16 protein-coding genes are annotated in these 12,796 nt (G+C 59.7%); 10 read left to right on the top strand and 6 right to left on the bottom strand.

The window, feature by feature from the left end; translation table 11 throughout:
• The first annotated feature begins 45 nt into the window (after positions 1–45).
• The gene (locus tag ACM6IN_RS24300; protein WP_007908568.1) at positions 46–480 is read left to right on the top strand and encodes a DoxX family protein; all 435 of its coding nucleotides are present in this window, start codon (positions 46–48) and stop codon (positions 478–480) included.
• A gap of 249 nt (positions 481–729) precedes the next feature.
• Positions 730–1,038, top strand: a complete 309-nt coding sequence (locus ACM6IN_RS24295; RefSeq protein WP_007908569.1) for a hypothetical protein — start codon at positions 730–732, stop codon at positions 1,036–1,038.
• A gap of 6 nt (positions 1,039–1,044) precedes the next feature.
• Here ACM6IN_RS24295 and greB read toward each other — a convergent pair whose 3' ends face one another.
• From greB to ACM6IN_RS24280, 3 genes are read right to left on the bottom strand one after another with little or no spacing between them, the layout of a single operon-like run.
• On the bottom strand, positions 1,045–1,542 hold the full coding sequence (gene greB, locus ACM6IN_RS24290) for a transcription elongation factor GreB (RefSeq protein WP_414916829.1): 498 nt from the start codon (positions 1,540–1,542) through the stop codon (positions 1,045–1,047).
• A 34-nt stretch (positions 1,543–1,576) separates the two neighbouring features.
• Positions 1,577–4,081, bottom strand: a complete 2,505-nt coding sequence (locus ACM6IN_RS24285) for an ABC transporter permease (RefSeq protein ID WP_414916828.1) — start codon at positions 4,079–4,081, stop codon at positions 1,577–1,579.
• A complete protein-coding gene (locus tag ACM6IN_RS24280; RefSeq protein ID WP_007908572.1) occupies positions 4,081–4,764 on the bottom strand; it encodes an ABC transporter ATP-binding protein in 684 nt (227 codons plus the stop codon). Before ACM6IN_RS24280 ends, ACM6IN_RS24285 begins: the two co-directional genes overlap by 1 nt.
• A 10-nt stretch (positions 4,765–4,774) precedes the next feature.
• Here ACM6IN_RS24280 and ACM6IN_RS24275 point away from each other — a divergent pair, with 10 nt between their 5' ends.
• From ACM6IN_RS24275 to ACM6IN_RS24265, 3 genes are all read left to right on the top strand, one after another.
• On the top strand, positions 4,775–5,380 hold the full coding sequence (locus tag ACM6IN_RS24275; RefSeq protein WP_007908573.1) for an arylesterase: 606 nt from the start codon (positions 4,775–4,777) through the stop codon (positions 5,378–5,380).
• 57 nt (positions 5,381–5,437) lie between these two features.
• Positions 5,438–5,731: a hypothetical protein gene (locus ACM6IN_RS24270; protein WP_007908575.1), complete on the top strand. Its 294-nt coding sequence runs from the start codon at positions 5,438–5,440 to the stop codon at positions 5,729–5,731.
• Between the two features lie 180 nt (positions 5,732–5,911).
• On the top strand, positions 5,912–6,883 hold the full coding sequence (locus tag ACM6IN_RS24265; RefSeq protein WP_007950157.1) for a L,D-transpeptidase family protein: 972 nt from the start codon (positions 5,912–5,914) through the stop codon (positions 6,881–6,883).
• Positions 6,884–7,009: 126 nt separating this feature from the next.
• On the opposite strand, the gene oprI is transcribed toward ACM6IN_RS24265, so the two are convergent.
• Positions 7,010–7,261, bottom strand: coding sequence for an outer membrane lipoprotei OprI (gene oprI / locus ACM6IN_RS24260; protein WP_003199355.1), 252 nt, complete (start codon positions 7,259–7,261; stop codon positions 7,010–7,012).
• A gap of 639 nt (positions 7,262–7,900) precedes the next feature.
• On the opposite strand from oprI, the gene ACM6IN_RS24255 reads away from it, so the two are divergent.
• Positions 7,901–8,182, top strand: a complete 282-nt coding sequence (locus ACM6IN_RS24255) for a GNAT family N-acetyltransferase (RefSeq protein WP_003226804.1) — start codon at positions 7,901–7,903, stop codon at positions 8,180–8,182.
• Between the two features lie 60 nt (positions 8,183–8,242).
• Here ACM6IN_RS24255 and ACM6IN_RS24250 read toward each other — a convergent pair whose 3' ends face one another.
• Together ACM6IN_RS24250 and ACM6IN_RS24245 are read right to left on the bottom strand one after the other, a co-directional pair.
• Positions 8,243–9,319 carry a 3-deoxy-7-phosphoheptulonate synthase gene (locus ACM6IN_RS24250; RefSeq protein WP_414916827.1) on the bottom strand — a complete coding sequence of 359 codons (1,077 nt, stop codon included), beginning with the start codon at positions 9,317–9,319 and terminating at the stop codon, positions 8,243–8,245.
• A 130-nt stretch (positions 9,320–9,449) separates the two neighbouring features.
• On the bottom strand, positions 9,450–9,893 hold the full coding sequence (locus tag ACM6IN_RS24245) for a PilZ domain-containing protein (RefSeq protein WP_414916826.1): 444 nt from the start codon (positions 9,891–9,893) through the stop codon (positions 9,450–9,452).
• Here ACM6IN_RS24245 and ACM6IN_RS24240 point away from each other — a divergent pair.
• The 4 genes from ACM6IN_RS24240 (at position 9,892) to ACM6IN_RS24225 (ending at position 12,761) form a co-directional block, all read left to right on the top strand.
• Positions 9,892–10,278, top strand: coding sequence for a thioredoxin family protein (locus ACM6IN_RS24240; RefSeq protein WP_042705015.1), 387 nt, complete (start codon positions 9,892–9,894; stop codon positions 10,276–10,278). The two genes, ACM6IN_RS24245 and ACM6IN_RS24240, sit on opposite strands and share 2 nt — an antisense overlap.
• Positions 10,275–11,231 carry a putative 2-dehydropantoate 2-reductase gene (locus ACM6IN_RS24235; protein WP_414894793.1) on the top strand — a complete coding sequence of 319 codons (957 nt, stop codon included), beginning with the start codon at positions 10,275–10,277 and terminating at the stop codon, positions 11,229–11,231. The genes ACM6IN_RS24240 and ACM6IN_RS24235 overlap by 4 nt, the downstream gene beginning before the upstream one ends.
• Positions 11,232–11,253: 22 nt before the next feature.
• Positions 11,254–12,159 carry a 5'-nucleotidase gene (locus ACM6IN_RS24230; RefSeq protein WP_007908587.1) on the top strand — a complete coding sequence of 302 codons (906 nt, stop codon included), beginning with the start codon at positions 11,254–11,256 and terminating at the stop codon, positions 12,157–12,159.
• A 98-nt stretch (positions 12,160–12,257) separates the two neighbouring features.
• A complete protein-coding gene (locus ACM6IN_RS24225) occupies positions 12,258–12,761 on the top strand; it encodes a universal stress protein (RefSeq protein WP_007908589.1) in 504 nt (167 codons plus the stop codon).
• Positions 12,762–12,796: the final 35 nt, after the last annotated feature.

Below are 12,796 nucleotides of genomic sequence, written 5' to 3'. Positions count from 1 at the left end.
GGCCAACCAACACACACAACTTCTCGCAAAAACAAGGAATGCCCCATGAGCTCTCTGATCAACAAAGTACTGTTCACCCGCGCCGGCTACGGTCTGACCATCCTGCGCATTGCGGTCGGCGTAATCTTCGCTGCGCACGGCTCGCAAAAACTCTTCGGTCTGTTCGGTGGGTATGGTCTGGCAGGCACCGCGCAGTACATGGACAGCATTGGCCTGCACCCGGGCTACCTGATGGCCACATTGGCGGGCGGTACTGAGTTCTTCGCCGGCCTGGCCTTGATCATCGGCCTGCTGGTGCGTCCGGCGGCGTTGGGCCTGACCTTCCTGTCGCTGGTGGCGATCTTCACCGTACACATCAGCAACGGTCTGTTTATGGCCAACAACGGTTACGAGTTCGCCCTGGCCCTGCTCGGTGGCAGCCTCGCCGTCCTGATCGAAGGCGCCGGCAAGCTCTCGGTGGACCGCGCCATCGCCGGCTAAGCGCTCTGGCTCAAGGAATAGGCCCGCATTGTGCGGGCCTTTTTTTGTTGCGGCTGATTCTTGACACTGATCGGTCACGTTCTCTAGGATGTTGCCCATGCGCCGATTTAAACAGCTACTTGCGGGGCGCCAGGTGACTTCAACAGTTGCCGTCAGAAGCCGGAACAGGGCTTCGAAATACCGCTAAAGCGCTGGTTCGGTGTTGCCTCTCACCTGCCATGCAGACTTTTGAGGCAGAGACACGACACGATGAATGCACTACGCCCTCCAGCACGTCCCGCGCCGATCACGGCACATATCACCCAGCGCAACCCGAAAATTCTCCTTGGCGGCAAACATCAGCCGACGCTGTTGCGTTATCTCGATGGCTGGCCACGTCGCAGCGGCGGTCCTGCCGCGTTCCTGATCCAGTTCGTTGAAGACGGCGAGTCGCTGGCGCGTTTTGCCAGTGACAGTTTTGATCTGGCGGTGATTCAAGCGCCGAGCGTTGAGGATGCGCCGGAGATGATCAAGCAACTGACCCGCGTTGCGCGGCAGGGCTTGATCACCCGACGCTGATACGCTTTACGGATAGTCGATAGCGACGATGTAAACGAACTGTTCACCCGTCGGCGTCTGCACCCGGACTTCTGCATCCAGCGCCTTGCCGATCAAGGCGCGGGCCAGTGGCGAGTCGATGCTGATCAGGCCCAGTTTCAGATCCAGTTCATCCGGGCCGACGATGCGGTAGCGCGATTGCTTGCCGTTTTCGTCTTCGATGGTTACCCAAGCGCCGAAGTAGACCTTGTTCGGATCGCTGGGTTTTTCGCTGACGACTTTCAATGCTTCCAGGCGTTTGGTGAGAAAGCGTACGCGACTGTCGATCTCGCGCAGCATCTTCTTGCCATAGGTGTACTCGGCGTTCTCCGAGCGATCGCCCTGAGCCGCCGCCTCGCTGACCGATTGCGTCACTTGCGGGCGGCGCACATGCCACAACTCATGGAATTCGGCGCGCATCCGCGCTTCACCTTCGGGGGTGATCAGCGCGGTGCCGGCGGAGCGGGGAGGGCGATAACGGCTCATGGCAACTTCTTGTGATTAAGACCGCTTGAGTCTATCAACCCTCACGCAACACTGTCAGTGGACTTGCATTGAGTGCCCGGCGCGTTCCGAACACGCCGGCTCCCCCAATCAGCGCCGCGCCAATCAACGGCAGCAGCAACAACCATGGATGCGGATGCCACGGCAGATCGAACGCGTAGCGATACAACACCAGACTCACCACTTCCGAGCCGATCGCCGCGAGCAATCCGCTGACCGCACCGAGCAAACCGAACTCGATACGCCGTGCCTTGATCAGCAACTGCCGCTCCGCCCCCAGTGCACGCAACAGCGCGCCTTGGCGAATGCGTTCATCGAGCGTCGCCTGCAAGCCGGAAAACAGCACGGCCATTCCCGCTGCCAAAACAAACAACAATACATATTCCACGGCCAGGGTGACTTGGGCGAGGATGCTGCGCAGCTGTTCGAGCAGCGCTTCGACCTGAAGAATGGTCACAGCGGGGAAGGTACGCGACAGTTCGACAATCTGCTGATCATGGCCGGGGGCCAGATAGAAGCTGGTCAGGTAAGTCGCCGGCAAGTCCTTCAAGGTGCCGGGCTGGAAAATCATGAAGAAGTTCGGCTGAAAATTGTCCCAGTTGATCTCGCGCAGGCTGGTGACCTTCGCCTCGCGATTGACCCCGCCGACACTGAACACCATGTGGTCGCCGAGTTTGAGCTGGAGGCTTTCGGCGACTTTGCCTTCCACCGATACGCCGGGAACATCGTCGGTCGGCTGATCTTTCCACCACTCACCGGCAGTGAGCTTGTTGCCCGCCGGTAAATCAGCGGCCCAGGTCAGACTCAAATCTCTTTGAACCGCGCGGTCGCCCGCCGAATCCTTGCTGACGATTTGCTGCACGGCTTCGCCGTTGATGCTGATCAATCGTCCCGGCACTACCGGATACAGTGGCGCGGCTTGCGCGGACACTTTGATCAGGTGATCGGTGAACGCCTGTTTGTCTGCTGGCAGGATGTTCAGAGCAAAATAGTTGGGAGCGTTTTTCGGAAGCTGGTTTTGCCAGGTGTCGAGCAGTTCGCCGCGCAGCAGGGCGATCAAGGCCATCGACAGCAGAATCAGACCGAATGCCAGCGATTGACCGGCCGCTGCCAAGGGATGGCGCAGCAACTGGCCCAGGCCCAGGCGCCATGGCAGCGAAGCACGGGCGAGCATCCGCCGCAGGCTTTGCAGCAACAACAGCAGCAAACCACCCAAGACCAACGCGGCGACCACACCACCGCCGAGCAGGGCGAATGTCAGCAGCAGATCGAGGCTCAGGCGCCACATGATCAAACCGAGCGCACCCAACGCGGCGCCATAAACCATCCACGTGCTCGACGGGATCGGCAGCATGTCGCGGCGCAGCACCCGCAGCGGCGGCACGCGACCCAATGCGGCCAGCGGCGGCAAGGCGAAACCGGCCAACGCCACCAGCCCGGTGCCGATCCCGGCGATGGCTGGAAACAGCCCGCCCGGTGGCACGTCGCTTGGCAACAAATCATGCAGCAGCGCGAACAAACCCAGTTGCGCCAACCAGCCGAGCAATGCACCACTCAGTGCGGCGAGCAGCCCGAGCACGGTCAACTGCAAACTGAACAGCACCATGGTTTCCCGGCGCGAAAGACCAAGGCAACGCAACAACGCACTGGCATCGAAACGGCGACTGGCAAAACGGTTGGCCGATAACGCCACCGCGACACCGGCCAACAGCACGGCGACCAGACTGGCCATGTTCAGATAACGTTCGGCCTTGCCCAGTGCACCGCCAATCTGCCGGTTGCCATCGCGGGCATCCTGAATCCGCTGATTCGCAGCGAGCCCGGGTTTGATCAGTTGCCGATAGGTTTCCAGCGCCTGCGGTTCGCCGCGCCACAGTTCGCGGTAACTCACGCGGCTGCCGGGTTGCACGACACCGGTGGCGGCGAGGTCATCGAGGTTGATCATCACTCGCGGCGTGAGGCTGTAGAAGTTGCCGGCGCGATCCGGTTCGTAGGTCAGCACACGGGTCATTTTCAATGTCTTCATGCCGACATCGATGCTGTCGCCGATCTTCAGATCCAGTGCGGTCAGCAGGCGTGCTTCGACCCAGGCTTCGCCGGGTTGCGGTTCACCGCCGGGTTCTTCGGTGGCGAAGGGCGCTGGCGCACTCTTCAGTTCGCCGCGCAACGGATAGGCGCGGTCGACGGCTTTGATGCTCGACAACTGAATGCCGTTGTCGGTGGCGATGACGCTGGAGAATTCCACCACTTGCGCATGCTTCAGACGCAGCTCGGTGCCGCTTCTGATCTGTTCTTCGCGTGCTGGCGAACTTCCCTCAAGCACCAGGTCGGCGCCGAGGAACTCGGTCGCGCGCAGCATCATCGCGCCATTCAGTCGGGCACCGAAATAGCCGATGGCGGTACTCGCCGCTACTGCAACGACCAAGGCGAAGAACAACACGCGCAATTCACCGGCGCGGGCATCGCGCAGGAGTTGGCGTATAGCGAGACTGAACAGACGCAACAGCGGCAAACGTGCCATCAAGGCTCCAGAGGGGCGACCAACAGCCCGGCTTCAAGACGGATCAGGCGCCGGCAGCGATGGGCCAGGCGTTCGTCGTGGGTCACCAGCACCAGGGTGGTGCCGCGTTCCTTGTTCAATTCGAAAAGCAGATCGCTGATGCGCTCACCGGTGTGGCTGTCGAGGTTGCCGGTCGGTTCGTCGGCAAACAGCACATCGGGCTCGGCGGCAAACGCACGGGCGATCGCAACACGTTGTTGCTCACCACCGGAGAGCTGGCGCGGCGAGTGCGTGAGGCGCTGGCCGAGTCCGACGCGCTGGAGCAATTCGGTCGCGCGTTCACGGGCGTCTTTGCGGCCATCGAGTTCCAGCGGCAGCATGACGTTTTCCAGTGCGTTGAGACTGTCGAGCAATTGAAAAGACTGGAAGACGAAACCGACATGCTCGGCACGAATGCGCGCGCGCTGGTCTTCATCAAGATTGCTCAGTCCTTGCCCGGCGAGAATGACTTCGCCACTGCTCGGCAGGTCGAGACCGGCGAGCAGGCCGAGGAGGGTGGATTTGCCTGAACCGGATGCGCCGACGATGGCGAGGCTGTCGCCCTTGTTCAGTTCCAGGCTGAGTTCGTGCAGGATAGTCAGTTCACCTTCCGCGCTGGGAACCACTTTGCTGAGGTTCTTCGCGGTGAGAATGCTTGCGCCCATGGAGAATCCGATGCGTGTGTGGTTTTTGAGTGCTGGCCTGGCCTTGATGTGCATGGCCCAGAACGCAGCGGCGGGTACTGTCCTGATCGTTGGCGATAGTATCAGCGCCGGTTTCGGACTGGATACCCGCTTGGGGTGGGTGTCGTTGCTCGAACAACGGCTCAAACAGGAGGGTTTCGACGACAAAGTGGTCAATGCCTCGATCAGTGGCGACACCAGTGCCGGAGGCCAGGCACGGCTGCCGGCGCTGCTTGCAGAGCATAAACCGGAGCTGGTGATCCTCGAACTGGGTGGCAACGATGGCTTGCGCGGAATGCCGCCAAATCAATTGCAACAAAATCTTGCCTCGATGATCGACAGCTCGCGTCAGAGCGGGGCCAAGGTGCTGTTGCTCGGCATGCAACTGCCGCCCAATTACGGCAAGCGCTATACCGATGCTTTTGCCGAGGTCTACGGCAAACTCGCCGACGATAAAAAGATCCCGCTGGTGCCGTTTTTCCTCGACGGCGTCGGCGGTCATCCAGACCTGATGCAGGCCGATGGTCTGCACCCGGCGGCCGGGGCTCAGGGCAAGTTGCTGGAAAATGTCTGGCCGACGCTAAAACCGCTGTTATGAGGCTTTTCTAAGGGCAGGCTTTCGGCTAATGTGGCGCCCCCTTATTTGGAGCCCCCGATGTCGCGTTCTGCCTGGTCCCTGTTTGCCTACCAACTGATCGAGCCTGACGAGCAGCTGGATCTGTTCGCCTGCCAGGAAGTGCGGGTGCATCTGGTGACCCGGCAACTCGAACTCGGTGGTTCGGCCGATCGCACCCTGTGCGGCAGTCTGCTGCCGGCGCAGCCGCGCTGGTCGAGCGTGGATCGCCGGGTGTTTCAGGATCAGCGCCTGTGCTCGCTGTGCCGGGCGATTCTGGAGTCGCAGAAGCGCGGCACCTCGCCAATCTGGCCGGAGCTGCGTTTCGAGCTTTAAGAGCAAAAGATCGCAGCCTGCGGCAGCTCCTGCATGGGTTCGCGTAATCCTGTAGGAGCTGCCGAAGGCTGCGATCTTTTCGCGTTCAGCACGGTCCATCGGCGTGGCTCCCCGAATATTCAAAGTGCGGTGTACAATCGCGCTCTTATACCCTTGTTGATCATGCGAAGGATTTTCCGGATGTTGCCGCGCTTTCCTGCCGTCACCCGCTGCCTGTCACTTGCCGCCCTGTGTGTGGCCGGTCCCGTTGCTGCATTGGAGTTTCCCCTGCCACCACCCGGTGAAGACATCATCGGTCAGGTGCAGGTGATCAAAGCCAAGTACGAAGACACCTTCGCCGATCTGGGCACGAAGTACGATCTGGGTTACTCGGAAATGGTCGCGGCCAACCCGGGCGTCGATGCCTGGTTGCCGGGCGCCGGCACCGAAATCGTTCTGCCGACCCGTTTCATTCTGCCGCCGGGCCCGCGCGAAGGCATCGTCATCAACCTCGCCGAATACCGCCTCTACTACTTCCCGAAAGGCAAGAACGTGGTGTACACGTTCCCGCTGGGTATTGGTCGTGAGGGCTGGGGTTCGCCGATCGCGCACACCTCGATCACCGCCAAGACGCCTAACCCGACCTGGACGCCTCCAGCGTCGATCAAGGCTGAACACGCCGCTGACGGCGACCCGCTGCCGAACGTAGTGCCGGCCGGCCCGGACAATCCGCTGGGTCCGTTCAAGTTCACCCTGGGCACGCCGGGCTACCTGATCCACGGTTCGAACAAGAAATTCGGTATCGGCATGCGCACCAGCCACGGCTGCTTCCGCATGTTCAACAACAACGTGCTGGAAATGGCCAGCATGGTCCCGGTCGGTACCTCGGTGCGCATCCTCAACGATGCCTACAAGTTCGGCAGCAGTGGTGGCAAGGTCTATCTGGAAGCGCACACGCCGATCGACGACAAGGGCAACCCGTCGGTGGTCGACAAGCACACTGCCGTGATCAATGCGATGCTCAAGCGCGAAGACGTCACCAGTAACCTGCGCGTGAACTGGGATGTGGTGCGTGATGTGGTCGCGGCTGAAGATGGTCTGCCAACTGAAATCGGCACGCCGAATACCTCGGCGCCGATAGTCTCGAACACACCGATCGACTTGCAGCAGTAAGTCGAGATCAAAAACCCGCCGATGCGTGTAGCGTCGGCGGGTTTTTTATTGCCCGGGGAAAAGCATCGGGCACAAAAAAGCCGACCCGAAAAATCGGGTCGGCTTGATAACAATCCCGAGGGATTATTACTTGCGGCTAGCTTTGTCCAGCATGCGCAGAGCACGCTCGTTAGCTTCGTCAGCAGTCTGTTGTGCTTTTTGAGCAGCAGCCAGAGCTTCATCAGCTTTACGGTAAGCTTCGTCTGCACGAGCCTGGGAGCGAGCAGCTGCGTCTTCAGTAGCGGTCAGACGTGCTTCGGTTTCTTTCGATGCGCTGCTGCAACCGGTAGCCAGAACTGCGGCCAGAGCCAGAGCAGAGAATTTCAGAACGTTGTTCATCGTGTTCCCCTTCAAGGACTTTCAAATTAAGTGGCTGTCTCCTCACGATTGAGGAAATAGCCGGCGTACATACTACCCATTACTTGTAGTAAGTAAACTGACGTAAGGCAAGAAGCAAAAAAAATTGTAGGCGTTGATTCTTTTTCGAGCAACTTTTAACTGCACTGCTTAAAAAATACCCAGCTGCAAGCCCCGAGCTGAGCGAGTTAATGAGAAAAAGTTCCCGTTGCCACGTGCTGTTTTTGCAGTCTTGGCTAAAGTCTGTCTAGATGAATTCGTCCACACTTTTGTTCCGATTTTGCGCGCTCCTTCGCTTATCTTTGTCCATGTTGAGGTGACTTTAAAAAAGGCTGCACGTCTTAAGTCTCAACATCCGGCAATGTTCAGGTGAGTGGCCCGGGAAGATCTTCTCCCCAATCACCTCTGCGTCCATCGGAGCAACCCCCGTCAACCCGCTTGATGACGAGCGTACCTTGAGCATTTTTGCCAATGGTGCCTACTATTTATCAGGTGCCAGGTTGCGCGAGATCGGTGTGGCTCTTCTCGGTGTCCATCAGGCACGGGGTGGCGTAGATGTTCCTTCGCCGGAAAAACATCGGTAAGGTAGGGGTCAGAATTCAAGACCCGCGAGGAGTAGTGATGAGCGAGGCGTTGTCCATCCACCATGACCAGGCTGGTCATCAGTTCGAGACCAATGTGGACGGTCATCGTGCCTACCTGACCTATATGGATCTGGGGAAACAGACCCTGGATATCTATCGCACCTTCGTGCCCAACGCCCTGCGTGGCCGTGGCATTGCCGCAGCGCTGACCGAAAGCGCGCTGCAGTACGCCGAAGAAATGGGCTACACGGTGATCCCGTCATGCTCCTACGTCGAGCGCTACATGGAACGTCATCAGCGCCGCGCCGCCAAAATCTGAATCGCACACACAAAAACGCCGGGCATTGCCCGGCGTTTTTTTATGCCTGTAAAACGCGTATCAGCTGCGCTGGCGTTTCGGCAGAACATCCTTGAGCTTGGCGTGCATGTTGCGCAGGGTGTTCTCGGTGGCGGACCAGTCGATGCACGCATCGGTGATCGACACGCCGTATTGCAGGTCGGCGAGGTCTTTTGGAATTGCCTGGCAACCCCAGTTCAGGTGACTCTCGACCATCAGGCCGATGATCGATTGATTGCCTTCGAGGATCTGGTTGGCGACGTTTTCCATCACCAGCGGTTGCAGGGCCGGGTCCTTGTTGGAGTTGGCGTGGCTGCAATCGACCATGATGTTCGGCTTGATCTTCGCCTTGTTCAGCGCCTGCTCGCACAGGGCCACGCTGACCGAATCATAGTTCGGCTTGCCGTTGCCGCCGCGCAGCACCACGTGACCGTAGGCGTTGCCTTTGGTGGTGACGATCGACACGCCACCTTCCTGGTTGATGCCAAGGAAACGGTGCGGGCTGGACACCGACTGCAAGGCGTTGATCGCCACAGTCAGACCGCCGTCAGTGCCGTTCTTGAAGCCGACTGCCGAGGACAGGCCGGAAGCCATTTCGCGGTGAGTCTGCGATTCGGTGGTACGCGCGCCGATGGCCGACCAGCTGATCAGGTCCTGCAGATATTGCGGGGAGATCGGGTCGAGGGCTTCGGTCGCGGTTGGCAGGCCTTTTTCGGCCAGATCCAGCAGCAACTGACGACCGATGTGCAGACCGTCCTGAATCTTGAACGAGTCATCCAGGTACGGATCGTTGATCAGGCCTTTCCAGCCGACGGTGGTGCGTGGCTTCTCGAAATATACACGCATGACCAGATACAGGGTGTCGGAAACTTCCGCAGCCAGCACCTTGAGGCGATCGGCGTATTCGTGGGCAGCCTTGATATCGTGGATCGAGCACGGGCCGATCACTACGAACAGACGGTGGTCGGTGCCATCAAGAATGTTGCGAATGACTTCGCGACCCTTGGTGACGGTGCGCAGGGCAGCATCGCTCAGAGGGATATCACGCTTGAGCTGATCGGGAGTGATCAGGGTCTCGTTAGAGGCGACGTTTAGGTCGTTGATCGGTAAATCAGCCATCGTTTACTCGTCAGGTCACGGGTGCCGGCCGCCAGCGATCCCCGCGCGGCGGAGCACAGCAGATTTAAGCGCGTCGGGGAGCGGAACCTTAGCGCGTAAAGCGCCTGCTAGACAATGGGCAAAAGGTGCTTTAGTCCAGCGGTGGCTGCGCAAAAGCCTTGCGCACGCTGTCGTGGGAGAACTCGTCGGCGTGTTGCTCGACCCATTGCAGGGCGACTGCCTGAATTTCTTGCAGGTCATCGTGGGTGTCGTACATGCGGCAATAGCGCTCGATCTGACACACTTGCTCACCCATTCGCGCACTGAACAGCGTCTGCTCATCGGTGAACGCGATGCCCACCAGATAGCCTTTTTTGCGTCGCAGGCACCACGCTACATAGCCCGGATAACAGATGTCGGCATTCAGTGTCGGCATGCGTACTTGCAGGGCGGTGCCATGGCGCCAGGCACGGTGGTAATTGCAAGCGATGCCGCCGAGGCTGATAGTGTGCAGCTGTTGCCTGGAAATACACTCAGGCTTGAGCAAGGTTAATTCAACCGGCACCTCGTCCGGATGAGGAATGAAACGTCCCATGAGCACAGACTCCCTGTGTCGGCCATTTGACATTGTTTCCCCCAGTATAGTGGTCGAATCCGAACTGACCGATTTCGACGCCGACCAACGGCTATTGGCGATGAGCGGCGTTTCGCTGGTGATTTTCACCAGCGTTGGCTGCGCCAGTTGCCGTTATGCCCGCGAGGTGTTGCCGGGACTCGATCTGGCAATCGATCAGTTGTGCTGGATCGATGCCGGCGACAACGGCGGGTTGGTGGAGCGCTATCAGGTCTTTCATTTGCCGGCGCTGTTTGTGGTGCGCGACGGCGAGTTCTTTGGGGCATTGCACACGCGCCTGACGGCCGATGCGCTGAACGCGGCGCTGGCGCAGGCACTGGGTCGAATTGCAGAGGAGTTGCCATGATGGGGGCAGTGAATAAACCGGTCATAGGGATTATCGGTACCGGTGCAATCGGGGGGTTTTACGGTGTGATGCTGGCGCGCGCCGGTTTCGATGTGCACTTCCTGTTGCGCAGCGAGTTTTCAGCGGTGGCCGAGCGCGGCTTGCACATCAACAGCGCGGTGCATGGCCCGCTGACGTTGCATCCGGCGCAGGCCTATTCGTCGGCCGAAGACATGCCCAAATGCGACTGGCTGTTGGTGGGAGCGAAAACCACCAGCAACGCCGGCCTCGCGCCTTCAATCATTCAAGCGGCCAAACCCGATGCGAAAGTGCTGGTCCTGCAAAACGGTCTCGACGTCGAGGACAGCCTGCGTGAACTGCTTCCCGACTCTCTTCACCTGCTGGGCGGTTTGTGCCTGATCTGCGTGCATCGTGAGGGACCTGGACAAGTCACCCATCAAGCCTTGGGCGCGGTGAACGTCGGTTATCACAGCGGTCCGGCCAGTGATGACGTCGCACCTATGGCGATCGTCGAGGAGGGGGCCGGGTTGTTCCGCGCTGCCGGAATCGATTCCCAGGCGATGCCCAATCTGCAACAGGCGCGCTGGCAGAAACTGGTGTGGAATATTCCTTATAACGGACTTTCGGTTCTGCTCGGCGCCAGCACCACACCGCTGATGGCCGATGCCGACAGTCGCGCGTTGATTCAGGCGTTGATGGCCGAAGTGGTGCAGGGCGCCAAGGCCTGCGGCCATGACGTGCCGCCGGGATACGCCGACTATCTGTTCATGATGACCGAGAAAATGCCCGACTACTGGCCGAGCATGTACCACGACTTTTCACACAAACGCCCGCTGGAGCTGCAAGCGATCTACGCTCGGCCATTGGCAGCGGCGAAAGCGGCGGGCTGTGAGCTGCCGCGCATCGAAGCGTTGTATCGCAATTTAAGTTTTATCGACCGGCGCAACGTTTAAGCCGGTCGCTCTGGGGGAAGGCATGGCCAAGAACATCGATGACAAACTGGTGCTGGCGATTTCGTCGCGCGCCTTGTTCGACCTGAGCGAGAGCCACAAGGTCTATCTGTCGAGCGGGGTCGAAGCCTATCGGCAATATCAGATCGAGCACGAAGACGAAATTCTTGCGCCCGGCGACGCCTTCCCGCTGGTGGAAAAACTCCTGAGCCTGAACAGTCGCCTCGGCCGAGCACGGGTCGAGGTGATTCTGGTCTCGCGCAACAGCGCCGACACCGGACTGCGCGTGTTCAACTCGATTCACCATTACGGTCTGGCGATTTCCCGCGCGGCGTTCGTCGGCGGGCGCAGTCCGTATCCGTATTTGAAAGCGTTCGGTTGCGACCTGTTTCTGTCGACTCATGCCGAAGATGTGCGCGCCGCGCTGGATGCCGGATTCGCTGCTGCAACCATTCTGTCCGGTGGCGCCAGCCGCGCGGCCAGCGACGAATTGCGCATCGCCTTCGACGGCGACGCGGTGATCTTTTCCGATGAGTCGGAGCGCGTCTATCAATCCGGCGGATTGGAAGCGTTTCAGGCCAAGGAGCGTGAAGCCGCCCGCGAGCCTTTGCGCGGCGGGCCGTTCAAAGGCTTTCTGGCAGCGCTCAATCTGTTGCAGCGCGAGTTTCCCGATGACGATTGCCCGATCCGCACGGCGCTGGTCACCGCGCGTTCGGCGCCGGCCCATGAGCGGGTGATCCGCACCTTGCGCGAGTGGGACATCCGCCTCGACGAATCCCTGTTCCTCGGCGGCCTGACCAAATCGGCGTTCCTTGAAGCGTTTGCTGCCGACGTGTTTTTCGACGATCAGGCCGGCCACTGCGAACTCGCCCGCGAAGTCGTTGCCACCGGCCACGTACCGCACGGCATCAGTAACGAACCGTCGGTCTAAAGCCTACGTGCTTCAAGACGTTGCGTCGCACGTCGTACTCGCCAAGGCACTGCTAAGCTGAATCAAATCTCCGCCATGTTGGCACGCGAGGAGGTCATATGATTCGTTCGATGCTGTATGCCACTGACCTCGGTCTGTACGCACCGTTAGTGATGCAGCATGCCTTGGCGCTGGCGCGAACATTCAATGCCGATTTGTACGTGGTGCACGCGGTGGAGCCGATGGGGCTGTTTGCCGAATCGGTGTTGCAGAGCTATCTCGACGAGCAGGCATTGAACGAATTTCACAGCCAGGGTCTGAAAACTGTCATCGCCAATATCGAGCAGCGGGTGCTGGAAAGTTTTCGCGAAGAACTGGGAGATGAAGGCGAGCAGGATCTGCAGCGCATTCGCGCGGTGCGCGTGCTGCAGGGTGATCCGTCGCAAGTGATTCTCGACCAGGTGCAGAAACTCTCTGTCGATCTGCTGATCGTCGGCAGTCACAGCCACGGGGTGGGCGCGGAAACGCCGTTGGGGCGCACGGCGGCGCGGGTCCTGCAATTGGCCAAGGTGCCGGTTTATCTGGTGCCGTTGGTGGAGCGTCGGCGGCGGGAGGATCGCTGAGGCAGGAATAATGGCGCTTTGATAAAAAAGTTCTA

Origin of the sequence: Pseudomonas sp. IT-P395, from assembly GCF_949767675.1 — a bacterium.
Lineage (GTDB): Bacteria > Pseudomonadota > Gammaproteobacteria > Pseudomonadales > Pseudomonadaceae > Aquipseudomonas.
This window is presented reverse-complemented; position numbering and strand designations above follow the sequence as displayed.